Annotated in this window: 22 protein-coding genes and 4 tRNA genes; 12 read left to right on the top strand and 14 right to left on the bottom strand. The window is 66.4% G+C overall.

What is annotated here, in order from left to right; all coding sequences use genetic code 11:
- Positions 1–61: 61 nt before the first annotated feature.
- Positions 62–1,561, top strand: a complete 1,500-nt coding sequence (locus ADBZ9K_RS18745; RefSeq protein WP_526623115.1) for an acyl-CoA carboxylase subunit beta — start codon at positions 62–64, stop codon at positions 1,559–1,561.
- Here the strand turns inward: ADBZ9K_RS18745 and ADBZ9K_RS18750 are convergent.
- Positions 1,551–2,600 carry a TIGR03857 family LLM class F420-dependent oxidoreductase gene (locus ADBZ9K_RS18750; RefSeq protein ID WP_526624227.1) on the bottom strand — a complete coding sequence of 350 codons (1,050 nt, stop codon included), beginning with the start codon at positions 2,598–2,600 and terminating at the stop codon, positions 1,551–1,553. The two genes, ADBZ9K_RS18745 and ADBZ9K_RS18750, sit on opposite strands and share 11 nt — an antisense overlap.
- 5 nt (positions 2,601–2,605) lie before the next feature.
- Entirely contained in the window at positions 2,606–2,980 is a 375-nt protein-coding gene (locus ADBZ9K_RS18755) for a nuclear transport factor 2 family protein (RefSeq protein ID WP_526623116.1), read from the bottom strand.
- 150 nt (positions 2,981–3,130) lie between these two features.
- Here ADBZ9K_RS18755 and ADBZ9K_RS18760 point away from each other — a divergent pair, with 150 nt between their 5' ends.
- Complete coding sequence (locus tag ADBZ9K_RS18760) at positions 3,131–3,754, top strand: maleylpyruvate isomerase N-terminal domain-containing protein (protein WP_526623117.1); 624 nt, start codon at positions 3,131–3,133, stop codon at positions 3,752–3,754.
- Positions 3,755–3,759: 5 nt separating this feature from the next.
- On the opposite strand, the gene ADBZ9K_RS18765 is transcribed toward ADBZ9K_RS18760, so the two are convergent.
- From ADBZ9K_RS18765 to fabG, 4 genes are all read right to left on the bottom strand, one after another.
- Entirely contained in the window at positions 3,760–4,455 is a 696-nt protein-coding gene (locus tag ADBZ9K_RS18765; RefSeq protein WP_526623118.1) for a GntR family transcriptional regulator, read from the bottom strand.
- Positions 4,456–4,457: 2 nt separating this feature from the next.
- A complete protein-coding gene (locus ADBZ9K_RS18770; protein WP_526623120.1) occupies positions 4,458–5,651 on the bottom strand; it encodes an acyl-CoA dehydrogenase family protein in 1,194 nt (397 codons plus the stop codon).
- Complete coding sequence (locus ADBZ9K_RS18775; RefSeq protein ID WP_526623121.1) at positions 5,648–6,862, bottom strand: thiolase family protein; 1,215 nt, start codon at positions 6,860–6,862, stop codon at positions 5,648–5,650. Before ADBZ9K_RS18775 ends, ADBZ9K_RS18770 begins: the two co-directional genes overlap by 4 nt.
- 70 nt (positions 6,863–6,932) lie before the next feature.
- The gene (gene fabG / locus ADBZ9K_RS18780; protein WP_526623123.1) at positions 6,933–7,673 is read right to left on the bottom strand and encodes a 3-oxoacyl-ACP reductase FabG; all 741 of its coding nucleotides are present in this window, start codon (positions 7,671–7,673) and stop codon (positions 6,933–6,935) included.
- Between the two features lie 98 nt (positions 7,674–7,771).
- Between fabG and ADBZ9K_RS18785 the strand changes: the two genes are divergently transcribed.
- The gene (locus ADBZ9K_RS18785) at positions 7,772–8,941 is read left to right on the top strand and encodes an acyl-CoA dehydrogenase family protein (RefSeq protein WP_526623125.1); all 1,170 of its coding nucleotides are present in this window, start codon (positions 7,772–7,774) and stop codon (positions 8,939–8,941) included.
- Here ADBZ9K_RS18785 and ADBZ9K_RS18790 read toward each other — a convergent pair.
- The 6 genes from ADBZ9K_RS18790 to ADBZ9K_RS18815 all read right to left on the bottom strand — a co-directional run bounded on the left by ADBZ9K_RS18790 (position 8,910) and on the right by ADBZ9K_RS18815 (position 12,994).
- Complete coding sequence (locus tag ADBZ9K_RS18790) at positions 8,910–9,836, bottom strand: alpha/beta hydrolase (protein ID WP_526623126.1); 927 nt, start codon at positions 9,834–9,836, stop codon at positions 8,910–8,912. The two genes, ADBZ9K_RS18785 and ADBZ9K_RS18790, sit on opposite strands and share 32 nt — an antisense overlap.
- Complete coding sequence (locus tag ADBZ9K_RS18795) at positions 9,833–11,179, bottom strand: flavin-containing monooxygenase (RefSeq protein WP_526623127.1); 1,347 nt, start codon at positions 11,177–11,179, stop codon at positions 9,833–9,835. Before ADBZ9K_RS18795 ends, ADBZ9K_RS18790 begins: the two co-directional genes overlap by 4 nt.
- A gap of 8 nt (positions 11,180–11,187) precedes the next feature.
- Positions 11,188–12,279 carry a phosphotransferase family protein gene (locus tag ADBZ9K_RS18800; protein WP_526623129.1) on the bottom strand — a complete coding sequence of 364 codons (1,092 nt, stop codon included), beginning with the start codon at positions 12,277–12,279 and terminating at the stop codon, positions 11,188–11,190.
- Positions 12,280–12,701: 422 nt separating this feature from the next.
- Positions 12,702–12,778 (bottom strand) — tRNA-Phe (locus tag ADBZ9K_RS18805).
- A gap of 47 nt (positions 12,779–12,825) precedes the next feature.
- Positions 12,826–12,899 (bottom strand) — tRNA-Asp (locus tag ADBZ9K_RS18810).
- 22 nt (positions 12,900–12,921) lie between these two features.
- Positions 12,922–12,994, bottom strand: a tRNA-Glu gene (locus ADBZ9K_RS18815).
- Positions 12,995–13,114: 120 nt separating this feature from the next.
- Between ADBZ9K_RS18815 and ADBZ9K_RS18820 the strand changes: the two genes are divergently transcribed.
- The 4 genes from ADBZ9K_RS18820 (at position 13,115) to ADBZ9K_RS18835 (ending at position 15,828) form a co-directional block, all read left to right on the top strand.
- Positions 13,115–13,187: transfer RNA gene (locus ADBZ9K_RS18820), tRNA-Lys, on the top strand.
- An 84-nt stretch (positions 13,188–13,271) separates the two neighbouring features.
- A complete protein-coding gene (locus ADBZ9K_RS18825; RefSeq protein WP_526623131.1) occupies positions 13,272–13,934 on the top strand; it encodes a GAF domain-containing protein in 663 nt (220 codons plus the stop codon).
- A 147-nt stretch (positions 13,935–14,081) separates the two neighbouring features.
- Positions 14,082–15,554: a sugar transferase gene (locus tag ADBZ9K_RS18830; RefSeq protein ID WP_526624229.1), complete on the top strand. Its 1,473-nt coding sequence runs from the start codon at positions 14,082–14,084 to the stop codon at positions 15,552–15,554.
- 115 nt (positions 15,555–15,669) lie between these two features.
- Complete coding sequence (locus ADBZ9K_RS18835; RefSeq protein WP_526623133.1) at positions 15,670–15,828, top strand: hypothetical protein; 159 nt, start codon at positions 15,670–15,672, stop codon at positions 15,826–15,828.
- Between the two features lie 16 nt (positions 15,829–15,844).
- On the opposite strand, the gene ADBZ9K_RS18840 is transcribed toward ADBZ9K_RS18835, so the two are convergent.
- Positions 15,845–16,879 (bottom strand): oxygenase MpaB family protein, encoded by a 1,035-nt coding sequence (locus ADBZ9K_RS18840; RefSeq protein ID WP_526623135.1) that lies wholly within the window; start codon positions 16,877–16,879, stop codon positions 15,845–15,847.
- Positions 16,880–16,946: 67 nt separating this feature from the next.
- On the opposite strand from ADBZ9K_RS18840, the gene ADBZ9K_RS18845 reads away from it, so the two are divergent.
- Positions 16,947–17,543, top strand: a complete 597-nt coding sequence (locus ADBZ9K_RS18845; protein WP_526623137.1) for a TetR/AcrR family transcriptional regulator — start codon at positions 16,947–16,949, stop codon at positions 17,541–17,543.
- On the opposite strand, the gene ADBZ9K_RS18850 is transcribed toward ADBZ9K_RS18845, so the two are convergent.
- The gene (locus tag ADBZ9K_RS18850) at positions 17,525–17,995 is read right to left on the bottom strand and encodes a hypothetical protein (RefSeq protein WP_526623138.1); all 471 of its coding nucleotides are present in this window, start codon (positions 17,993–17,995) and stop codon (positions 17,525–17,527) included. The two genes, ADBZ9K_RS18845 and ADBZ9K_RS18850, sit on opposite strands and share 19 nt — an antisense overlap.
- Before the next feature lie 332 nt (positions 17,996–18,327).
- Between ADBZ9K_RS18850 and ADBZ9K_RS18855 the strand changes: the two genes are divergently transcribed.
- From ADBZ9K_RS18855 to phoU, 4 genes are all read left to right on the top strand, one after another.
- Positions 18,328–19,323, top strand: a complete 996-nt coding sequence (locus ADBZ9K_RS18855; RefSeq protein ID WP_526623140.1) for an acyl-ACP desaturase — start codon at positions 18,328–18,330, stop codon at positions 19,321–19,323.
- Positions 19,320–20,483, top strand: a complete 1,164-nt coding sequence (gene dusB, locus ADBZ9K_RS18860; RefSeq protein WP_526624231.1) for a tRNA dihydrouridine synthase DusB — start codon at positions 19,320–19,322, stop codon at positions 20,481–20,483. Before ADBZ9K_RS18855 ends, dusB begins: the two co-directional genes overlap by 4 nt.
- 234 nt (positions 20,484–20,717) lie before the next feature.
- The gene (locus ADBZ9K_RS18865) at positions 20,718–22,748 is read left to right on the top strand and encodes an LCP family protein (protein ID WP_526623142.1); all 2,031 of its coding nucleotides are present in this window, start codon (positions 20,718–20,720) and stop codon (positions 22,746–22,748) included.
- A 94-nt stretch (positions 22,749–22,842) separates the two neighbouring features.
- Positions 22,843–23,508, top strand: coding sequence for a phosphate signaling complex protein PhoU (gene phoU, locus ADBZ9K_RS18870; RefSeq protein ID WP_526623143.1), 666 nt, complete (start codon positions 22,843–22,845; stop codon positions 23,506–23,508).
- Positions 23,509–23,523 lie beyond the last annotated feature (15 nt).

Raw genomic sequence — 23,523 nt, forward strand, 5'->3', positions numbered from 1 at the left:
GCGGCAGAGGCTACAGTAAGCAATTCTGTACGGTCAACGCCGCCACGGTTAGGACACGTCGATGAGCAACGCGCAGGGCTGGCAGGAGACGCTCCACGACCTGAGCCGCCGGCGCCAGCACGCACACGCCATGGGCGGAGCCGACCGTCTCGCCAACCACCACGGCACGGGGAAACTCGACGCCCGCGCACGGATCAGCCATCTCCTCGACGCCGGCACCTTTCAAGAATTCGGCACCCTGGTAGGCGGTGACATCGCCGCCGACGGCCTGGTCGCCGGGGCCGGCCGCATCGACGGAGCGCCGGTCATGGTCGGCGCGGAGGACTTCACCACGCTGGCCGGGACCATCGGTCCCGGCGGCAACGCCAAACGTTATCGGCTTGCCGAGCTGGCGCTACGGAACAAGATTCCGCTGGTAATGCTGTTGGAGGGAGCCGGGTTCCGTGCTGCGGCCGGCGAGACGCACGGCCGCTCCCCGGTCGACCTGATCGCCCAGACGCGGTGCTCGGGCAAGGTCCCTACCGTGGCGGCCGTGCTCGGGCCGTCGGCCGGCCACGGCGCACTCGTGGCACCGGTGTGCGACTTCTCGATCATGAGCAGGCACGGCGCGATCTTCACAGCCGGACCGCCGGTGGTGAAAGAGTCCACCGGCGAGGACATTTCGAAGGAGGAACTCGGCGGACCCGAGGTCGCGTTGCGGAGCGGAGTGATTCACAACATCGCCGACACCGACGAGGCTGTCCTGGACGAGATCCGGCGTTACCTGTCCTATTTCCCGTCCAGTGCGTGGTCCTATCCCCCGACCCGGCTGTTCGAGGGAGCCGCGGACCTGCGCCCGACTCCGGAACTGCTCGACATCGTCTCCCGCGACAATCGGCGCGGCTACGACATGCGCGCCGTCCTGGACGTCGTCTTCGACGAGGCGGACTGGCTGGAGGTGCAGCCGAAGTTCGGTCCGGCGATCATCTGCGCACTGGCTCACCTTGGTGGCCATCCCGTCGCCGTCGTCGCCAACCAGCCCACCAGGCTCGCCGGGTCCATCGATGCCGATGCTGCCGACAAGGCCGCCCATTTCATCATGGTGGCCGACTCCTTCCACCTGCCGATCGTGTTCCTGGCCGACAACCCGGGAATGCTCCCCGGCAGCAAGTCCGAACGCAACGGTGTGCTGCGCAGCGGGGCGCGCATGTTCGCCGCCCAGAGCGCCGCCACCACACTGAAACTCCATCTGACGCTGCGGAAGGCGTACGGATTCGGCTCGATGGTGATGTCGATGCTGGGATTCGACAACCAGATCGCGACGTTCGCCTATCCGGGTGCCACCATGGGGGCGATGAGTGCGGCAGCACTGAGCCAGGCCTCGCATGCCGACGATGACGTCACCGAGGCCCTGACGAACAGGGAACTCGAAGCGTCGTTCCGCTCGGCGAGCACCCTCGGCTTCGACGAGCTGATCTCCCCGGAAGAAACGCGTAATGCTCTTGTGCTGGCACTCCAGCGCGGCATCTACAGCAGGCAGGAAGCCGCCGAGCCGGTGGCGCGCACGGTCATCACTCCGTAGCGCGATACGCCGCCACGATCGGCTCGAGCTCCTGTGGCGTTGCACCGTGCATGATCAATGCGTCGGCACCGTAGTCGAATTCCTTGCGGATGCGCTCCACACACTGCTGCGCCGACCCGGTCGCTGACGGCTCGAGCCATTCGTCGGGGATCAACGTGGCGATGTGCTCGATCTGCTCGGCGGTGGCCTTGTGGTCGATGCCACCGCCGACGGACTGCACCACCGAATCTGCCCGGAAGCGTTCCAGCACAGCAGGATCCCAGTCGTTCGTGGTGACCAGCAAGTCACCATAGCCCTGCAGATAGGTCGCCAGCCGGGCCACCGTCTTCTTCAACCGAAGCTCTTCGGGAAGATGATCGCCCACGGTAGCAAAGCACGACCAGACCCGGACACTGTCGGGATCACGCCCGGCCTGCTCGGCGGCGTCCTTCACGGTCTTGACGCAGCGTTGCAGTGTCTCCGGGGTGAAATAAGTGTGCAGGATGACATCATCGAACACCCGCCCGCCCAGCTTGAGAGTGTTGGGGCCGAATGCCACCAGCGCCAGCCGGATGTCCTCGTCGAAGTCCGGGTCCAGGAACAGGATCGGGTACTTACCCATGGGCCCGTCGTGGTTGAAGATCAACTCGCCGTGCCACAGCCGGCGCATCACCCGGGCGAAGTCCTCCATCTGGGCGGTGGTGACGGCAGGAACACCGAACGCCGCGTAGATCGCGGCGATGCCACGCCCGATACCCAGGGTGAACCGCCCGCCGGAGAGCCGGTGCATGGTGGTGGCCCACGACCCGGTGATCAAGGGGTGCCGGGTGTTGTGATTGGTTGCCGCCGTGGCGATCTGCATCCTGCTGGTCACGGCGCACGCCGCCCCGACAAGAGACGAGGCCTCCTTGACGTTCCAGCGCTCGGAGATGAACGCGGTACCGAAACCGAGTTCCTCGCCACGGCGGGCCTCGTCCATCAGCGCCGCGGGTCCTTCACCGCCGGCACCGGCCAGCAGGTAGTAGCCCAGCTCGTCGAGCACGCGTTGGTCTAGCCCCATCTCGCTCACTGCCATACCCCTTGTTTGTAGCCGCAGTTCCACACTTCGGTGATCCGGCCGTCGACGACCCGGAAGATCTCCATGCTGCCGATGGTCGTCGTCGTTCCGTCCGTCAACGTCATCGGTGACTGGTAGACCACCGCGACGTGCTCGCCGTCATCGCCGGCGAGCACCAGATTGAGCTCGAAACGGATGGCGGAGAACATTTCCCAGGTGTCGACGACGCGTTGCACCGCTTGTTCGTGGGTGAGCACCTGCGCCTCGCCGACCTCATGGCGAACGACCGTGTCACCCAGCAGCTCGTCAGCGAGGGCGAAGTCGCGCTTGTTCCAGACCACCAGGTTGTACAGCTCGACGACCTCGCGCGCCGTTCGGCTCATCCAGCTCCTCATCGAGTCGGCAGAGCAGCAATCTACAACTCCGCCGGGAAGCGTTCAGCCTCCGCTTCCACCGAGCGAGACAACACGCGGTGGCCAGTTGGCCGGGTCTGGCTCTTTACCCCGTCGGCGACATCCGGTGGAATCTAGGCCATGGCGACAACCGGTGACCCCTTCGACAACCAGGTGGACATCTTTCGCCGGGCCGGCGACCATGCGGTGTCGCTGGTCGCGCAGGTCGCAGCCCACGATTGGGAGCGGCCCGCCCTCGGGACGTGGACGGTTCGGATGCTGGTCGGGCACATCAGCCGCTCATTCGTCACCGTCATCGAATACTCGGCCCGCCCCGCCGACGAACGGGACATACCGAGCGCCGCCGACTACTACCTGGCGACGGCGACATTCACCGACACCGAGGCCATTCGGGGGCGCGCCGAGCAGGCGGCGCTCGCGCTCGGGGACCGGCCACTCGAGGCGCTTCGCGACCTGCGTGATCGCGCGGTCACGCTGCTGGGCTCCGTTGGCGACCCGCTGATCCACACGATCGCCGGAGGAATGCGCCTCTCGGATTACCTGCCCACCCGGATCTTCGAATTGGCGGTGCACAGCGCCGACCTGGCGCTAGCCATCGGGCAACCCGCCACCCTGCCCGGCGACGTCGCGCAGAGCGCACTCGACTTGGCCGCCGGGATCGCCGGCCTGCGCGGAGATGCTGCGGCGGTGCTGCTGGCCTTGACCGGGCGCGTGCCGTTGGCACCTGGGTACTCCGTGGTCTGAGCCGTTCAGTCGCCGCGGCCGCGGTGAGGAGCCCGCTGCGCCACGCCCTGACGTACCAGGTGTTCGATCAGGGGCGTCGCACCGGCCGCCAGATGGTCGGCCATCGCTGAGCGGGCGCGGTCCTCGTCGCGGGCAGTGAGTGCGGCCAGGATGCGCTCGTGGTCGGCGATCGACGTGGCCGGCCACCCCTCGATCGTCGGGAACACCGACTCCGGCGCGTACCGGGTGATGTGCGACATCAGCTGGGCCAGCTTCGGGGAGTCGGCCGCGACGTTGATGGCCCGATGGAATTCGTGGTTGAGCCGGACGGCGCGGTCGGCGTCATTGGCGCCGTAGGCCGCGATCAGCTCGGTGTGGATTGCCGACAACGCCTGCAGTTGCTCCGCGGTCATGCTCAGCGCGGCGCGCGCCGCCAGCTCACCGCCGACGTGCGCCTGCAGATTCGACACGTCGGTGATGTCACGGTCGGTGAACGGGCGCACCACGAAACCGCGCCGCGGCAATTGATCGAGGAACCCTTCCCCACGCAGTTCGAACAGCGCCTCACGCACCGGGGTCACGCTGATGCCGAGCTCGGCGGCCAGCTGATCCAGGCGGATGTACTCACCGGCGGCGTAGGTGCCGTCGAAGATGCGCTTGCGGACGAAACGCGCGACGTCCTCGGCAAGCTGGGGCCGGGAGGCGAAGTCCGGGGCGCTCATCGTCAGATCCGGTAGTCGGCCAGCAGCCGCTTGCTGATGATGTTCTTCTGGATCTCGCTGGTTCCCTCGCCGATCAGCAGGAACGGCGCGTCGCGCATCAGCCGTTCGATCTCGTATTCCTTGGAGTAGCCGTACCCGCCGTGGATCCGAAAGCTCTGCTGGGTGACTTCCGAACAAAACTCGCTGGCCAGGTACTTCGCCATGCCCGCCGCCACGTCGTTGCGTTCACCGGAGTCCTTCAGGCGCGCGGCATTGACCATCATCAAGTGTGCGGCTTCCACTTTCGTGGCCATCTCCGCGAGCTGGAAGGCGATGGCCTGGTGCTCGGCGATCGGCTTGCCGAAGGTGCTGCGCTGCTGGGCATAGCGCACGGCCAGTTCGAATGCGCGGATTCCGACGCCGCACGCGCGGGCGGCGACATTGACGCGGCCGACCTCGACGCCGTCCATCATCTGGAAGAAGCCCTGTCCCGGCTTGGCGCCCAGAACGTTCTCGGCACCGCAGACGTACCCGTCGAAGATCAGCTCGGTGGTGTCGATGCCCTTGTACCCGAGTTTGTCGATCTTGCCCGGAATGGTCAGGCCCGGAGCGACTTCGCCGAAGCCGGAAGGCTTTTCGATCAGGAACGCGGTCAGGTTGCGGTGCGGCTTGTCGGCGCCCTCGTCGGTACGCACCAACGTCGCGACCAACGTCGAGCTGCCACCGTTGGTCAGCCACATCTTCTGACCATCGATGGTGTAGGTGCCGTCGCCGTTGTCGCGGGCGCGGGTGCGAATGGCGGCGACGTCCGACCCCAACTCGGGTTCCGACATCGAGAAGGCGCCGCGGGTCTCTCCGGTCGCCATCCGCGGCAGGAAACGTTGCTTCTGCTCGTCGGTGCCGTGCTGGCGGATCATGTAGGCGACAATGAAGTGGGTGTTGATCACCCCGGAGACGCTCATCCAGCCGCGAGCCAATTCCTCGACGCACAGCGCGTAGGTCAGCAGCGACTCGCCGAGCCCGCCGTACTCCTCGGGCACCATCAGTCCGAAGAGCCCCATCTCGCGCATCTGGTCGACGACGCCCTGCGGATAGGTGTCGGCGTGCTCGAGTTCCTGAGCGTGGGGAATGATCTCCCTGTCGACGAATTGCCGCACGGTGGAGACAATTTCGGCCTGGAATTCCGTCAGCCCCAGCGTCTGCGCAAGTTTGGTCACGCCGTGATCCTTTCGAAGACGGCGGCCAGTCCCTGCCCGCCGCCGATGCACATGGTCTCCAGCCCGTAGCGCCCGTCGCGCAGGTGCAGTTCGCGGGCCAGCGTGGCGAGCATGCGCCCGCCGGTGGCGCCCACCGGGTGGCCCAGCGAGATGCCCGACCCGCGAACGTTGGTGCGCTCGAGATCGGTGTCGGTGAACTTCCACTCCCGCATGACCGCCAGTGCCTGCGCGGCGAAGGCCTCGTTGAGTTCGATGAGGTCCATGTCGGCGAGTTGCAGGCCGGCCTTGCGTAACGCTGCCGCGGTGGCCGGCACCGGCCCGATGCCCATGATCTCGGGGCTCACCCCGGCGCAGCCCCACGAGACCAGCCGCACCAGCGGCGTCAGCCCCAGCTCGACGGCCTTCTCTGCCGTCGTGACGATGCACATCGATGCGGCGTCATTCTGCCCGCTGGAGTTTCCCGCCGTCACAGTGGCATCTGGGTCGTGCTGGAGAAGAACCGGTTTCAGCGTCGACAGGGATTCCACCGTCGTATCGGCACGGGGGTGCTCGTCGGTGTCGATCACCCGCTCGCCCTGGCGGGTCGCAACGGCAACGGGGATGATCTCCTCGGCCAAGACGCCGCTGCGCTGGGCGGCGACCGCATGCTGATGCGAGGCCACCGCAAGTTCGTCCTGCTCCTGGCGGGAGATGCCGTAGTGGCGGCGCAGGTTCTCGGCGGTCTCCAGCATTCCGCCGGGCACCGGGTGATACCTACCGCCGGCGGTGCTGCGCCCGCGCGCCAGCCCGTCGTGCATGCGAACCCCGTGGCGGCCTGCGCCCCAGCGCATGTCGGTGGAATAGAAGGCGACGTTGCTCATGCTCTCGGCGCCGCCGGCGACGACGAGATCGTTGTCGCCCGAGGCGACTTGGAGACAGGCCTGGATGACGGCCTGCAGACCCGACCCGCAGCGCCGGTCGACCTGCATACCCGGCACCGTCACCGGCAGACCGGCGTCAAGCGCCACGACCCGCCCGATCGCGGGTGCCTCGCTGTTGGGGTAGCAGTGCCCGAGGATGACGTCCTCGACGGCGCCGGGCGCAATCCCGGTGCGCCCCAACAGCCCTTGCAGTGCCGCCACGCCGAGGTCGACAGCGGTCAGCGAGGCGAACATGCCGCCGTAGCGCCCGATCGGCGTGCGGACCGGCTCACAGATGACTGGTGCCCTCATTGCGCCCAAACCGACAACCGGGCGTGAAGTTGCGAGTAAAGCGCACCATTTCGTCGATCTCGGCGCGCGGTCACAGGTGCCGTCCGCCGGTGACCTCGAGGACCGTTCCGGTCATGTACGACGAAAGGTCGGAGGCCAGGAACAGCGCCACCTTGGCGACCTCGGCGGGCTCACCGGCGCGCCCCATCGGCACCTCGGCCACCTTGGAGTCCCAAATGCGTTGCGGCATAGCCTCGGTCATGGCCGAGCGGATCAGGCCGGGCTGGATGGCGTTGACCCGCACACCGAGGTGGGCGAGCTCCTTGGCGGCGGCCTTGGTCATACCGACAATCCCGGCCTTGGCCGCCGAGTAGTTGGTCTGCCCGATCATGCCGACCTTGCCCGAGATCGATGACATGTTGACGATCGCGCCGCTGCGCTGCTCCCGCATGATCGACGCGGCCTTCTTCAGCCCATTCCAGGTGCCCTTCAGGTGGACCGAGATCACCTGATCGAAATCCTCTTCGGTCATCTTGCGCAGGGTGGCGTCGCGGGTGATACCGGCGTTGTTCACCATGATGTCGAAGCCCCCGAACCCGTCGACCGCGGCATCGACCAACGCCTCGACGTCGGCGTAGGCGGTGACGTCACAGCGCACCGCCCGGGCAATATCGGGGCCGCCGAGCGTATCGGCGGCGGCCAGGGTGGCCTCGATGTTGAGGTCACCGAGCACGACGCGCGCACCTTCGGCCACAAACTGTTCGGCGATCGCGAACCCCAGTCCCTGCGCTCCACCGGTGATGACTGCGGTCCGGCCGGCCAGCAACAACATCTGATCTCCTGTTCCCTTCGACGGACCCCCGATCGGGGCACATCATATTTCATATATGATCGCTCCCCGACCAGTGCCCCCACCCCGAAGGAGCTCTGATGGCCGACGTCAGCGACGACGACTTCCGCGAGATCCTCGCCCAGACCCGCCAGTTCGTGCGCACGGCCGTCGTGCCCAGGGAGGCGCAGATCCTCGCCGAGGACAAGGTTCCCGACGATCTGCGTGACCAGGCCAAGGAGATGGGGCTGTTCGGCTACGCGATCCCGCCGCAGTGGGGCGGTCTCGGCCTGAACATCGCGCAAGACGTCGAACTCGCCATGGAACTCGGCTACACGAGTCTGGCGCTGCGCTCGATGTTCGGCACCAACAACGGCATCGCCGGTCAGGTGCTCGTCGGCTTCGGCACCGACGAGCAACGCACCCGGTGGCTGGAGCCGATCGCCACCGGCGAGGTCGTCGCCTCCTTCGCGCTGACCGAGCCCGGCGCGGGCTCCAACCCGTCGGGTCTCAAGACGAAAGCCGTTCGCGACGGCGGCAATTGGGTGATCAACGGCAGCAAGCAGTACATCACCAACGCGCCGGTGGCTGATCTGTTCATCGTGTTCGCCCGCACCCGGCCCGCCGACGACAAGGGCGCCGGTATCGCGGTGTTCCTGGTGCCGGCTGGCACTCCCGGGGTCGAGGTCGGGGCCAAAGACGCCAAGATGGGCCAGGAGGGCGCCTGGACCGCGGATGTGACCTTCACCGACGTCCGGGTCGGCTACGACGCGCTGATTGGCGGCAGCGAGGACCACGGATACCGCGCGGCGATGACCTCGCTGGCGCGCGGACGCATTCACATCGCGGCACTTGCCGTCGGCGCCGCCCAACGCGCACTGGACGAGTCGGTGGCCTATGCCGCGACCGCCACGCAGGGTGGCACCCCGATCGGCAATTTCCAACTGGTGCAGGCGATGCTGGCCGATCAGCAGACCGGGGTGATGGCCGGTCGCGCGCTGGTCCGCGACGCAGCGCAGAAGTGGCTGCACGACGAGGACCGCAGGATCGCGCCGTCGGTGGCCAAGCTGTTCTGCACCGAGATGGCGGGAAAGGTGGCCGACCTCGCCGTGCAGGTCCACGGCGGCGCCGGCTACATGCGCGGCGTGCCCGTCGAGCGCATCTACCGCGAGGTGCGGCTGCTGCGCCTCTACGAGGGCACCAGCGAGATCCAGCGGCTGATCGTCGGCGGCGGTCTGGTCAAGGAAGCGCAGAAGAAGCTGCACGACTGAGCGTGCGCGCCAGGAAGGCCACCTGGTCGCCGGCGGCCTTGTCGAACCAATCGTGACCGGGCCAGACGTCGAAGTGATCGCACGGATAGTGGTGCACCTGCGCCCTGGCCAACACCGCCGTCCTGGCCGCCGAGTCGGCCGGCACGAACCGGTCGAAGTCGGCGATCTGGAACAGCACCGGGCAGCGTAACTTCTTGGCCGACTGGGCCGTTCGAATGCCCGCGATCTGCAGCCCCACCGCCGAGTCGACCTCGTTGCGCCACGTCGGACCCGCCAGAGCGGTGTAGCTCTCGTAGGCGCCGTCGAGCGCGAGTGCACCGGGTTGCCCCGGACGGGCGACCAGCGGCATCATCGTCGGCCGGCGACCACGCACCGCGGCGGCACGACTCTTGAGCCCCACCGCCGTCAACTTCAGCGCCGACGCGACATCGCCGTGCGCTATCGCGGCACGGCTGGCGGCGGCACCGCTGGTGAGCGGTGTCATCGCGATGACAGCGGCGATGTCGTCGCGCTCGGCGGCGACGTGCAACACGTGGCCGCCCGACATCGACGAGCCCCACAGCGCGATCCGGGCCGGATCGACCCCGGGCAGCTTCTTGGCGGCTGCGACCGCCGCCTCGAAGTCCCGGATCTGTCCGGCGACGGACACCGTCTGCCGGGGCTGGCCGTCCGACGCGCCGAAGCCTCGGTAGTCGAAGGCCAGGACGTCGAGCCCGGCGGCGCTGATCCGCTCGGCGAACGGCGCGAGACCGGAGTCCTTGGTGCCACCGAAACCATGACCCATCACCAGAACCGGCCGGCCAGCCGGCCCGGTGAGCACATCGCGGTCGGCGGGGAAATGCCATCCGCTGCAAGAGGTTCCGTCGGAGTCGAAGGTGATGTCGCGGCGACTCATCCGACCAGGCTCCGGCGTCTGCGCAGTTCAGCACGTTTGACACCGGCCGGGAACTCCCGGGTGCGGATGTCGTGCTCGTAGTGGAAGTAGTCGACCTGCTGGGTGTGGCGCGGCCGGTCCACACAGTGCCCGACGTACGTCTGCTGGTCGGCGTCGATCACGCGCTCCATCTCCACGACCGGCGGCAGGGCGTAGCGGCCGACGGCGTAGGCGGCCATCAGCTTCGCCTGGCATTCGATGAACGGGAACAACGTGGGCACCGCCTGGGCGAAGCCGATGAACACGAGGTTGTCGATGCCGGGGGCGAACATTCGTTTGTAGAGCCGGATGTCGTTGCCGGGCGCACTGATGAACTCGGGGTCGAAGAACGGGAAGGTGATGTTGTAGCCGGTGGCGTAGACGATCGCGTCGAACACCGCGCTGCTGCCATCCTCAAAGTGGACGGTGTTGCCGTCGAGGCGGGCGATGTTCGGTTTGGGGATCACGTCGCCGGACCCCAGCCGCAGCGGCAGCTCCACCGACTGGGTCGGATGTGCTTCGAACAGTTTGTGATTGGGTGCCGGCAGGCCATAGAGCCGCGGGTCGAGACCCAGGGCCGGGGCGAGCAGTTGCTGAAGCTTGCGCTGCCACGACAGCGGGAGGTAGGGCGACGTGCGCGCGATGCTGTCGGCGGGGCGGCCCGCGATGTACTTCGGCACGATCCATGCGCTCGACCGGGTCGAGAGCGTCACGGTGTTCTGCAGGGTCTTGGAGGACAACTCGACGGTGATGTCAGCGGCGCTGTTGCCGATGCCGACGACGAGGATCCGCTTGCCGGTCAGGTTCAGCGGGGTCTGCGGGTCGACGTAGTGGTGGGAATGGATCGTCTCGCCGGTGAACTCGCCCGGGAAGTTCGGGTACCGGGCGTCCCAGTGGTGGCCGTTGCCAACGACCAGCAGGTCGAATTCGCGGGTGTCACCACGCTGGTCGGTGATCTGCCACCGTCCGTCGGAATCCAGCGCCGCGTGCTGCACACCGTTGTTGAACTCGATGTTGCCCAGCAGCCCAAAGGCCTCCGCATAGGAGTCCAGATAGGCCTTGATGTCGCTGTGGTGCGGGAACGACGGAAAGTGCGCCGGGATCGGAAAGTCCTTGAACGACAACCGCTCTTTGGAGGTGTCGATGTGCAGGGAACGGTAGGCGCTGCTGAGGCCGTTGGGATTGCCGAAGGCCCAGTTGCCGCCGATGCGGTCGGAGAGCTCGAATGTGGTGTACGGCACGCCGTAGTCCTTGAGCATCTTGCCCGACGTGAGTCCGCTGATGCCCGCACCGATGATCGCCGTGCGCGGCAGGGAGTGTGCCACCGGTACTCCTAACTATCGGTGCTCTCGGTGCCTTCGATCAGCCCGAGGGTACCGAGATCGCGGATCGCTTGGCAGCCTCGGCGCAGCATCGCGGCCATCATGTCGTCGCCGCGGTCGGTCTCCACCGAGAACGCGCACCCCAGCGCGGAGATCAACGGGACCTGCATCATGCCCAGCCGGTAGTCGTGCCAGCAGGTCGCCAGGTCGAAGTCCGAGACGCCGGCGGCCAGCAGCGCCCGGTGGTAGTCGGAGACCAGTTCCTGCTCCACCCCGGCCCGCACCTCCGGTTCGAGGCTGGTCCCGATGAAGTAGGCCAGGTCTCGGGCCGCGACACCGATGCCGAGGGTCTGCCAGTCGACGACGCTGACCCGTTCGCCGTCGAAGAGCAGATTGTCCAGCCGGTAGTCACCGTGCAGCAGGGCGAACCGGTCCGGTGCCGACAGCAACCACGCAGTCACCAGATCCATTGCCGCCACCAGCGTCTCGGCGTCCTCGCCGCTCAGTTTGGCGCCGAGCTTGTCGACGGTGATACCGGCCGCCATCTTCGCGATGTCGCCGAAGCCCCGGATGGCGTCCGCACCGGTGATCGACATGACCAGGCCCTCGAAGCTCTGCCAGCGCGGGTCGCACCAGGTGGGTCCATGCAACCCGGCGAGCGCGCGAACAGCGAGCCGGGCCTCGGCCACACCGCAGCCGGCGATCTGGTCGCCCTGGACCGCCGGTGTCTGGTCGGCCAGCAGCAGCGCATAGTTGGCGCCGTCGCCATCGATGTCGCAGTGGTAGCACTGCGGGATCGGGATCGTGACCACGTCGGCCACGGACTTGTAGAACGCGCACTCGCTGCGATAGCCGAGCATCACCCGGTCGCGGACCGCGTCGTCGGCGGCGGGCAGCTTCAGGATGAAGCTGGCGGGCAGGCCGATCGGGTTCTTCGCGTAGCCGGCGTTGACCCGGAACGTGGCGCCGGTCTGGCCGGTGCCGACCGGGGCGACCTCGACGGTCTGCACCTCGACGGCGTTGCCCGACCGGCGCAGAACCTCGGTGAGCCACGCGGCGGTGACGTCGGCGGGGTGGCGCGGGATCGCGGTGACAGCGCTCATGGGTGTCGGTCGCCTTCGGTCTGCGGTGCATTGCGGGTGACGAAGCACACGGCGGACCCGCCGGGTTGGCTTCGCTGGCGTGCAGCGTATCGGCGGCCAGCCCCGCCCGACCAGGGAATGTCCCACTGGATCGGTGGCCGAGGGGCCGGGGACCGGCCGGCAGGCGTGCAGGGTGGATTCGCGTGCCGGTCCACTTGGCTGAGCACTGAGCCTCCCGTTGCAGCCGAGTGCGGTCAGCGACGCCGTGTTAAGAGCCAGTTCCGTTGGCAACGGAAAACGGTAATACCGCGAACACGCGCGAACCTCGCTCAGCCTGCATGCGTGCTGACATGGGCATATTCGCCCCGCTCGGGTAAATCCCTTGTCCCGCAGGAGTCACACTGACAACCGAGTGCAAGACCCGTGTCGATGCAGGTAACCAATGGTGGCCAGGGCCGGGATCGAACCGGCGACCTTCCGCTTTTCAGGCGGACGCTCGTACCAACTGAGCTACCTGGCCGGAAGGCGCCGGTCTTTCGACCGAGCGAACCTTTCGCCGCAATACTGCGACCCTGACGGGACTCGAACCCGCGACCTCCGCCGTGACAGGGCGGCGCGCTAACCAACTGCGCCACAGGGCCTTGCTTTACTGCTTGTACTGCGTACCCCCAACGGGATTCGAACCCGTGCTACCGCCGTGAAAGGGCGGCGTCCTAGGCCACTAGACGATGGGGGCCCGGCCGAATCTCTTCGGGGTACTCGCAACGAGTCAACGTTGGAGCGACGTTAGCTTAGGACACAGCGGCCCCAATCCCAAAACCAGCGTTCGACACCGAGGCAGTATTCTGTGCGTCGCGCCCCTATAGCTCAGTTGGTAGAGCTACGGACTTTTAATCCGCAGGTCGTAGGTTCGAGTCCTACTGGGGGCACGTAACGCGGGTCAGACGAGACGTTCGCAGGACGCGGACGTCGTGGAAACCCGCCACCACGGGGGGTGGCATATCGTGAACGACGTGAACGACCCTGCGGGTCAGCCATCGCGAGACCCAGCCCAGGCCCCCCGTCGGGGCGTCGACCGCACCACCGGTCGCCACGTGATCGCGCGCCTGGTCGGGGTCGAGCACGACCAGACCGTGCGGGCGGTGGTCGACCAGCTGTCCGGCGAGCACGGTGCGGTCGATTCCATCGTGGCCGACGCGCTGAGCGACCCCGACCGCCTCGACGCTCTCAAGCGCATCAGCTCCTACGACGAGGTTCACAGTTCCACGCTCGACCGCGTGGCCGCGCTGACCACTGAGGCGCTGGGCACCCGAGTGGCTGCGGTCTCCCTCATCTATCCGGACCGCCAGGTTCTGGCCGGCTGCAACGCCGTCGAAGGGGAATTCCCCCGCGTCTGTTCCCTGGAGATGTCCATCTGCAAGTACACGGTGGCCGGCCGCGTGCCGCTCATCGTCGACGACACCCGGGCGCACCCGCTGCTCAAGGACCACCCGGCCGTCCGGGACCGATCGGTATTGGCCTACGCCGGGGTCCCACTTCAGGATGACCAAGGGTTTGTCGTGGGCACCCTGAGCACTTGGGACACCCGCGGGCGACACTGGTCGAGCGGACAGGTGCAGATCCTCAACGACCTCGCTGACGTCGCTCGAAAACGCCTGTTGTCGGGACCCGCGTGACACTGTCGGCCCGGTTACATGCCCCAGAGGGTGTGACTCTTCGCCCATATTCGACACTTCCGCTTATTGACGACAACGCTGATTAGAAAATCGGGTAGCGTCCCGCGTGTGTTCCTCTGGGTGAAGTGAGCTGACGTGGCGATACGGATGCTTCACGTCGAGAATGCGCCGACGGCTCCAAGCGGCAATCCGAAGCCGTCGTGGCATAACAAAACCTTTGCTGAGCGTGCCCGAACCGACCCGCTGAGCACCATCATCACCGTGTCCATCGACGTGTTGTCGGCATCGGTCGCCACTGCACTTGGCGCGTGGTGGGCGCTGCAGACGGACAAAGTCATCCCGCCGATCTGGATGTCCATCGTCTTCGTGCCGGTGGTGGTCGTGATGCTGGCCCTGCGGTCGGTCTACCACCGCAAGCTCAACCGCAAGTTCCTCGACGAGATCGGGCCGATCGAATCAACCGTCGCGCTGGCGAGCATGTTCCTGCTCAGCGCCATGCTGGCTCGGGACGTCCCCTGGCAGCCCGGCGCCGTGGTATTCAAGATCTGGATCTGCGCCGCGGTGCTCATGCCGATTGGCAGGCTCGTACGGGCGACCGTCCAACGGAGCATGCGGCGGCGTCACCACCTCGTGGCACCCACCCTCATCGTCGGCAACGGCCGCGTCGCCGGCCAGATCATCAACCGCTTGGAGGCTTTCCCGGAATATGGTTTGGCGCCGGTCGGCATCGTCGACGCCGAGCCGTGGTTCGGCTACCCCGGAGACCCCCGCCCTGCACTGCCCTATCTCGGGCCGCCCGACAACATCGAGGAGGCGATCGAGAAGACCCGCGCCGAGGGGGTTGTGGTCGCCTTCTCCCGGACCCAGGACGAGGTACTCACCCCCGTGGTCCGGGCCGCCCACCAACACGGCCTGCGAGTCTGGGTGGTGCCCCGGATGTTCGATGTCATCGGTGAACGCATGCGGGTGGAACACGTGGGGGGTCTCCCCCTGCTCGCACTGCCACACACCGATCCCCGCGGGTGGCAGTTCAGCGTCAAACACATTTTCGACCGGGTCGTTTCCGCCCTTGTCCTGGTGGTCATTTCGCCGTTGTTCCTGACCCTGGCACTGCTCGTCAAGCTGAGTTCACCGGGGCCGGTCTTCTTCCGCCAGCCGCGGGTGGGTCGCGATGGCAAGGTCTTCGACTGCTTGAAGTTCCGCACTATGCGCGCGGCATTGGCGTCCGATGCCGACTTCCAGCTCAAGGCCGGGGCCGCGCCCGGCGGGGTGGAAGGAGTGGACCGGCGCACCACGATCGGCAGGATCCTACGGGCGACCTCGTTGGACGAGATCCCGCAGTTCGTGAATGTTGTGCGGGGCGAGATGAGCCTGGTCGGTCCGCGGCCGGAGCGACCCGAATTCGTGGAGTTGTTCGAGGCCCAAATCAAGCGCTACGGCGAACGGCACCGAGTGAAGGCCGGTGTCACGGGGTGGGCCCAGGTTCACGGGTTGCGCGGACAGACCTCAATCGCCGACCGCGCCGAGTGGGACAACTACTACATCGAGAACTGGTCACTGGCCTTGGACCTGAAGATCCTCGCATTGACCATCCCGGCAGTGTTGCGGCGCGCCGAGTAAATCTTCGATAACGACATGGTCAACTGGGGTGTGGAAACAGGAGGTGTTGGGTAATGCTCAATCAACGTATCGGGAAGCTGTGGAGTCCCGATTCACTCGCGCCTCAGGAGTACCGATGAGTCAGCCCTTGCTCACATCCACGGACATGATTCGTCACGCCATCGCTGAGCAAGTGCGAGCTCTCGGGGGAACCGACGACGATGTCGACAACATCGCGTTCGCCGCCTCCTACGCCGTCATGTGTTGGGGTTTCGCTGCCACACAGGACAATTGATCGCTGTGCACCGCACCTAGCGCGGTGCCGAGCTCCCAGCCGGGCACGTGCCACCAAGGTAGTGAATTCCTTTGCCGCGCTCGTCCACCGGAGGCAGATTGCGCAGCGGGGTGTGCACCAACGGCGCGTCAGCCGGAATCCGCCCGGCGGCACGATCCCAACCCGCGCGGGCACGGGGATGCATCCGGCGGCGCTTGGGCACCACCTTGAACGCCAGGTTGACCGCCCGGCCGAACAACCAGTGCAACCGCTCGTCATGCTTGGACCAGGTGTAGCCCATCAGGCTGCGTACCGGCTCGTCGTAAAGACCGACCGTCACCCACACCGCGAAGGGGCCGAGCAGCTTCAGGTGCGCCGACCAGACGGAATCCGGAATCCATTGCAGTGAAGGATGTTTGGGCATTGTCGACAGATCCAGCACCTGCCGGGTGGCCCAATTGTTCTCCAGCACATTGCGACACATGTGATCCCAGTAGGCCTGAAACTCCTCCCAGCTCTTGGGCACCGGCCGCATACTCATCCCGTACATCCGATACCACGTGACGTGCTCGTCGAAAAGCTGGCGCTTCTGCGCTTCGCTGAGCCCGTCGCCGAAACGCTCCGCGGTCAATACGGTACCCATGAAGAACGTGGCATGCGCCCAGTAGAAGACATCGGGGTTGAGCGCGCTGTAGCGGCGACCTTGGGAGTCAACACCTTTGATCGGGATGTGGTAGTCGCGCACCTCTGCGCCCGTCACCGGCGCCCGCTCGCCGTCGAACACCACGCCGCCGATCGGGTACAGCGAGCGCAGCAGGCGCGGCAACCGCTCACGGAAGAAAATCGAGTGCTCCTCGACGGCGGCACCGAGCTGGGGGTGCATGTTCTGCATCGAGCCGGCCCACGGTCCCTGCAGCAGGCCGCGCCAATCGCCGAAGTACTTCCACGTCAGCGAATCGGGGCCGAGCGCCTCGGGCGGGGCGTCGTAGGCACCCGCCGTCACCGGGCAGCCAACCGGCGCAGAGGCGGCCTCGCTGGTGACAGGGCCCGCCTCGGACGTATCTTGACTCAATTGGTGACCTTCCCCAATGGCGCGGAAAACTGACTACGCGCGTTGTCACCACGAGCTTAGGAGTCATGTGACGTCGGGTCAACGACGGGGCCGCTGGTCGGGCGTTCCACTGCCGGACCGCCAGGCACTGCGCCGCGACCAGTTGATTGCCGCGGGCGTCACCCTGCTCGGCGGCGAGGGCGGGCCGGCCCTGACGGTTCGGGCGGTGTGCCGCCAGGCCAATCTCACGGAGCGATACTTCTACGAGAGCTTCTCCGACCGCGACCAATTCGTTCGAGCCGTCTACGACGATGTGTGCAACCGTGCGATGACCGCACTCATGTCGGCAAACACCCCACGCGAAGCGGTGGAAACGTTCGTTTCTCTCATGGTCGACGATCCGATGCGAGGACGCGTCCTGCTACTGGCCCCCGAGGTCGAACCGGTGCTGATTCACTCCGGCGCCGAATGGATGCCGACGTTCATCGAACTCGTACAGGAAAAACTGACCGCGATCAGTGATCCGACCATCCAAAACATGGTCGCGACCGGACTGATCGGTGCCCTGACGGCGCTGTTCACCAGCTATCTGGACGGGCGACTGACAGCCTCCCGCGAGCAGTTCATCGACTACTGCGTCGACCTGCTATTGACCCGCGCGGCGAGCTATCCGCCGGCGACCTGACCGGCCTCACCGGGCACGTTTCCGGTCTGCGTCAGTTCGGAGGACGAGCTCTGGTCTGCCGCCGCCTGAGCCTCAGCGAGCTTCTCCTGGTAGTCGGAGTAGGCCTGCCGGCCCTCCGGGCTACCGACGCTGTTTCCCGGCACACCCGCCGCCGCGAAACTGTTGTTGCAGTTCAGGTACAGCAACACTCGCCCGCCGGCGTTGGTTCCGCTCGAATCCAGGAAGTCCGCGGTCCGCGAACCGGTAACCATGCACTGGTCGGTCGGCAAGAAACTCCCCACCCGGGTGGCGATGGTGGCTGACTGGCCGGCCTGGCTGATGGCCTGCGAGGCATCCGCGTAGGTCTGACCCGCGTATTCATTGATCGCCGATGCAACGCCCGAGCCGAACATCGCGAACGATGCAGCCGCGGCGCCAACGGCGCCGATGCCAATGGCCAAATGCTTCTTCACGTCTCAACGACCTCCGGACATGTGCATTGCCTGTGCACTTGCGTACCAAATGCTGGTGGCTCCAGTGCGCAAATCGTACTCCAGTGGATCGATGCGTGCAGGCTCACGGCATGAACAGTTCGGCATGCTGGCTGTCGGTCTATCTGTCGGGCATCTGACAGGCCTGGCCAGGCACTTCACTGGCGTGGAGCAGGTCGCCGCCTTCGATTTGCCAGGCCTGAGCTGACCCACGGCAGATTCCGGCAGCGACATGCACAGCGGAGAACTTGAATGTCACCGGGATACACAGATATATTGCATGCAACCACTAGGAACAGATAACTGGAGGGTTCATGTCGAAAGACCTGACCGACATCGATCTCCTGCGTGAGCTGGAACCGGTGGCGGAGAAGCTCATCAACCGCCACATGACGATGATGAAAGACTGGAACCCGCACGATTACATCCCGTGGTCGGAGGGCAAGAACTTCTACGCCCTCGGCGGCCAGGATTGGGATCCCGAGCAGTCGAAGCTGTCAGAAGTCGCTCGCACGGCACTGGTGCAGAACCTCCTCACCGAGGACAACCTGCCCGCCTACCACCGTGAGATCGCGATGAACTTCTCCATGGACGGCCCGTGGGGTTACTGGGTCAACCGGTGGACCGCGGAGGAGAACCGCCACGGCATCTCGATCCGCGACTACCTGGTCGTCACCCGCAACTGCGATCCGATCGAGCTCGAAGAGCTGCGGATGGAGCAGATGACCCGCGGGTTCTCCCCCGGCCAGAACCAGCAGGGCGATCTGTTCGCCGAGAGCCTGTTCGACTCCGTCATGTACGTCAGCTTCCAGGAGCTGGCCACCCGGGTGTCGCATCGCAACACCGGCAAGGCCTGCAATGACCCGGTCGCCGAGCAGCTGCTGGCCAGGATCTCCAACGACGAGAACCTGCACATGATCTTCTACCGCGATGTCAGTGAGGCCGGTTTTGCGGTCGCGCCGAACCAGGCGATGCATTCGCTGCACCGTGTGCTGCGCAACTTCAAGATGCCCGGGTACACGGTTCCCGACTTCCGGCGCAAGGCCGTCATCATCGCCATGGGGGGCGTCTACGACCCGCGCATCCACCTCGACGACGTCGTGATGCCGGTGTTGAAGAAGTGGCGCATCTTCGAGCGTGAGGACTTCACCGGCGAAGCCGCCCGCATGCGTGACGACCTCGCCAATCTGATCAAGGAACTCGAAGAGACCTGCGACAAGTTCGAGGAGGCGAAGGCCCGCAAGCTGGAGCGTGACGCCCGGCTGGCCGAGAAGCGCAGCGCCAAGGCACTGGCCGGGGCGGCGACATAGTCCCCACCTCACCGGCTGCCACCGGGCTGCGGATTGGGCCCTTCGCCCTCCGCAGCCCGGTTGTCTTGGCGCCCATGGCCGGCGTGACCAACGTCGCATTCCGCACCCTGTGCCGAGAGCTCGAACAGGCCAAGGTCGGCACCGTTAGCGGTCTCTACGTCTGCGAGATGGTGACGGCCCGCGCACTGGTCGAACGCCATCCCGTGACGATGCACATGACGACGTTCGGCCCGCAGGAAACGCCGCGGTCCCTGCAGCTCTACACCGTGGACCCGGCCAACACCTACGCGGCCGCACGGATGATCGTCGAGGAGAACCTCGCCGACCACATCGACATGAACTTTGGGTGTCCGGTGCCCAAGGTCACCCGCCGCGGCGGTGGGGCGGCCCTGCCGTACAAGCGGCGCCTGTTCGGCCAGATCGTGGCCGCCGCTGTCCGTGCCACCCAGGGCACGTCGATCCCGGTGACGGTGAAATTCCGGATCGGCATCGACGACGCCCATCACACCCACCTCGACGCTGGGCGGATCGCCGAGCAGGAAGGTGCGGCCGCGGTGGCCCTGCACGCGCGGACCGCGGCCCAACGGTATTCGGGAACCGCCGACTGGGAGCAGATCGCCAGGCTCAAACAAACCGTGACGACGATCCCGGTGTTGGGCAACGGCGACATCTTCGAGGCGAACGACGCCCTGGCGATGATGGCCTCAACCGGATGCGACGGCGTGGTCATCGGCCGGGGCTGCCTCGGCCGCCCCTGGCTGTTCGCCGAACTGTCCGCCGCGTTCAACGGCATCCCCAGCCCGTCACCCCCACGTCTGGGCGAAGTCGCCGACATCATCCGCCGCCACGGGCGGCTGCTCGCCGACCACTTCGGCGAAGACAAGGGCATGCGCGACATCCGCAAGCACGTCGCCTGGTATCTCCATGGCTTTCCCGCCGGCGCCGACGTCAGACGCGCATTGGCTCTGGTCAAGACACTGGCCGAACTCGACACGCTGCTCGACGCACTCGATCCCGACGTAGCGTTCCCGCCCGCTGCGACCGGCCCGCGAGGACGCCAGGGATCTGCGGCGTCGGTCACACTGCCCGAAGGCTGGCTCGATGACCCGGATGACTGCACGGTGCCGGAGGGCGCCGAGGTCATGGGCTCGGGTGGCTGAACCGAGACGGTCTCGACATCTGCGCGAGCTAGCGGTAGCACGCGTTGTCTCAGTACGATGGTGATCTTGTCGTAGGCCGCTGGACTGGCGGAGTCCTACCGACTGCTGCTAGAAGACATAGGACGGTTCGCACGCCGGTGATCGGCGATCCGGCAATGACGCCGAGAAACCGCACCACGATTGTGCAGGCGCATCGAAGCGCAAGACCTCACCAGAGTCGGAGGCGACTGGAACATGAGTGACGGCGACAACGCCGCCCCTGGCCAGCAACGCGCCCCCGACACATCGGGGGAACGGGTCACCCGTACCCCGCGGCCAGCCCCCATGGCGGCTCCGTGGGAGCGCGCGTCGGCGGCCGGACACCGGGCGGCCGAATCGACCGCGCCGACCGGCAACCACACCGAAGGTGTCACCGTCGCAGACCTCATCGCGAAGGTATCCGGCGCAGCGCCCGCCGGTGAGCCCGCGCGCCACCGAGCCGAGGTTCCGTCAGCGCCGGACAATTCGGCTGACCTCACCGAGCCCATCGCGGTCGTCACCGCGGCCTACGCCGACGAAGTGCCCGACCTCGAAGCGGTCAGCTGGCCGCGGTTACCCCTGGCCGCCGATCCCGACCCAGAACCCGTCAGCGCCGGCCGCGGCCGGGCATCGAAGAACCGCACCATCGGCAAGGCCGCGGCCAAGAAGTCCAGGTCACGTGGGCCGGCCCTGCTGGCCGGTCGGTCTGCGGCGGCACTGTTCGCGGTTTCGGCACTCGTATTGACCGGCAGTGCCTGGCAGTGGCAGTCCACCAAGAACGACCAGCTGCGGAACGTGGCCGCGCTGGATCCTGACTCGCGCGACATCGTCGACCCCAACGCTCAGTTCGGCGACGAGAACTTCCTCATCATCGGCGTTGATACCCGGTCCGGGGCCAACGGCGACATCGGAGCCGGCACCACCGCGGACGCAGAGGGCGCGCGTTCGGACACGGTGATGCTGGTCAACGTCCCGGCCGACCGCAAACGCGTCGTCGCGGTGTCCTTCCCCCGCGACCTGGCCATCACCCCGATGAAATGCCAGGCCTGGGACTCCGACACCGGCAAGTACGGCCCGGTCTATGACAAGCAGACCGGCGAGTGGAGCGACGAGTACCGCTACACCGAGACCAAGCTGAACTCGGCGTATGCCTTCGGTGGGCCGAAATGTCTGGTGAAGGTCATCCAGAAGTTGTCGGGGCTGTCGATCAACCGGTTCATGGCCGTCGACTTCGCCGGGTTCTCCAAGATGGTCGACGCCCTCGGCGGGGTCGAGGTGTGCAGCACCACGCCGCTGGAGGACTACGAGCTCGGCACGGTTCTGGCCAACGCCGGCCGCCAGACCCTCGACGGGCACACCGCCCTGAACTATGTGCGCGCCCGCCAGGTCACCACCGAGCTCAACGGCGACTACGGCCGCATCAAGCGCCAGCAGCTGTTCCTGTCCTCGTTGCTGCGCTCGATGATCTCCAACGACACCCTGTTCAGCCTCAGCAAGCTCAACAACGTGGTCAACATGTTCATCGACGACACCTACGTCGACAACGTCAAGACCAAGGACCTCGTCGACCTCGGGCAGTCCCTCCAAGGCGTCAACGCCGGCCGGATCACGTTCGTCACCGTTCCCACCACCGGGATCACCGATTCCGACGGCAACGAGGAGCCTCGTACCGAGGACATCCGGGCACTCTTCGACGCCATCATCAACGACGACCCGCTCCCCGGCGAGAACGACACCAACGCCACCACAAGCCCGATGACGGCGGCAAATCGCGCACTTCAGGCCACACCCCCGAGCCCAGCCGAGCAGCCAGCCGATACCCACACCGAACTGGTCAACGCGGTCACCACCGATCCGCAGGACATCACCGTGCAGGTGTCGAACTCCACCGGTCAGGAGGGGCTCGGCGCCACCGCTGCCACCGCATTGCGCGAACACGGGTTCAACGTGCTGGCTCCCGACGACTACTCCGGAACGGTCGGGTCGACGACGGTTATGTTCTCGGCCGGCAACGAACAGGCCGCGGCGACCGTCGCGGCGGCGTTCCCGGCTGCGCAGATGGAGCGGGTCGACGACCTCGGCGACGCCGTGCACGTGGTGCTGGGACCGGACTTCAGCGTCGTCAACGCGCCGCCTCCCAGCGGATCGGCGGTCAGCGTTCACGTCAGCCACAACTCCAGCAGCACCCCGACGCAGCTGCCCGAGGATCTGACGGTCACCAACGCGGCCGACGTCACCTGCGAGTAAGCGCGCCGTCGGCGTCCACTGTTTGCTTTCATTCACCTTTCGTTCACCCCATCGCGGCATACCCTGTTCGCTCGCAGAAAGTAGGGTGGAGCGCATGCGGACCGCGTACCACGAGCAGCTCGACGCGCTGACCAACCAGCTGGCGGAAATGTGCCGGATGGCCGGAGTTGCGATGGAGCGAGCGACACAGGCGCTGCTGCAGGCCGACCTCGTACTTGCCGAGCAGGTCATCAGCGACCACGAGCAGATCTCGGCGGCCAGTGCGCGCGCGGAGGAGGCCGCCTTTGTGCTGCTGGCTCTGCAGGCGCCGGTGGCCGGCGACCTGCGAGCGATCGTCAGCTCCATCCAGATCGTCGCCGACGTCGACCGGATGGGGGCGCTGGCGCTGCACGTCGCCAAGATCGCCCGTCGACGCCACCCGCAGCACGCACTGCCCGAGGAAGTCAACGGCTACTTCGCCGAAATGGGCCGTGTTGCAGTCGAATTAGGCAACAGCGCTCGCGAGGTTCTGCTCTCCCGAGACCCGGACAAGGCCCGGCGCATCCGCGAAGAAGACGATGCGATGGACGACCTGCACCGGCACCTGTTCACCGTGCTGATGGACCGGGAATGGAAGCACGGCGTCGCCGCCGCGGTGGATGTGACGCTGCTGGGCCGCTTCTACGAGCGGTTCGCCGACCACGCGGTGGAGATCTCTCGACGGGTGATCTTCCAGGTGACCGGGCGCCTGCCCGAAGAAGAGGAAATCCCGACCTACTGAGCTTTCGATAGCTCC

This window comes from Mycobacterium sp., assembly GCF_965229265.1.
GTDB lineage: Bacteria > Actinomycetota > Actinomycetes > Mycobacteriales > Mycobacteriaceae > Mycobacterium.

Bases quoted from the DNA above. Each gene is read 5' to 3' on its own strand.
- ADBZ9K_RS18745 (WP_526623115.1), top strand. From the start codon at position 62: ATGAGCAACGCGCAGGGCTGGCAGGAGACGCTCCACGACCTGAGCCGC.
- ADBZ9K_RS18750 (WP_526624227.1), bottom strand. From the start codon at position 2,600: ATGGGGCTAGACCAACGCGTGCTCGACGAGCTGGGCTACTACCTGCTG.
- ADBZ9K_RS18755 (WP_526623116.1), bottom strand. From the start codon at position 2,980: ATGAGCCGAACGGCGCGCGAGGTCGTCGAGCTGTACAACCTGGTGGTC.
- ADBZ9K_RS18760 (WP_526623117.1), top strand. From the start codon at position 3,131: ATGGCGACAACCGGTGACCCCTTCGACAACCAGGTGGACATCTTTCGC.
- ADBZ9K_RS18765 (WP_526623118.1), bottom strand. From the start codon at position 4,455: ATGAGCGCCCCGGACTTCGCCTCCCGGCCCCAGCTTGCCGAGGACGTC.
- ADBZ9K_RS18775 (WP_526623121.1), bottom strand. From the start codon at position 6,862: ATGAGGGCACCAGTCATCTGTGAGCCGGTCCGCACGCCGATCGGGCGC.
- fabG (WP_526623123.1), bottom strand. From the start codon at position 7,673: ATGTTGTTGCTGGCCGGCCGGACCGCAGTCATCACCGGTGGAGCGCAG.
- ADBZ9K_RS18785 (WP_526623125.1), top strand. From the start codon at position 7,772: ATGGCCGACGTCAGCGACGACGACTTCCGCGAGATCCTCGCCCAGACC.
- ADBZ9K_RS18790 (WP_526623126.1), bottom strand. From the start codon at position 9,836: ATGAGTCGCCGCGACATCACCTTCGACTCCGACGGAACCTCTTGCAGC.
- ADBZ9K_RS18800 (WP_526623129.1), bottom strand. From the start codon at position 12,279: ATGAGCGCTGTCACCGCGATCCCGCGCCACCCCGCCGACGTCACCGCC.
- ADBZ9K_RS18830 (WP_526624229.1), top strand. From the start codon at position 14,082: ATGCTTCACGTCGAGAATGCGCCGACGGCTCCAAGCGGCAATCCGAAG.
- ADBZ9K_RS18835 (WP_526623133.1), top strand. From the start codon at position 15,670: ATGAGTCAGCCCTTGCTCACATCCACGGACATGATTCGTCACGCCATC.
- ADBZ9K_RS18855 (WP_526623140.1), top strand. From the start codon at position 18,328: ATGTCGAAAGACCTGACCGACATCGATCTCCTGCGTGAGCTGGAACCG.
- ADBZ9K_RS18865 (WP_526623142.1), top strand. From the start codon at position 20,718: ATGAGTGACGGCGACAACGCCGCCCCTGGCCAGCAACGCGCCCCCGAC.
- phoU (WP_526623143.1), top strand. From the start codon at position 22,843: ATGCGGACCGCGTACCACGAGCAGCTCGACGCGCTGACCAACCAGCTG.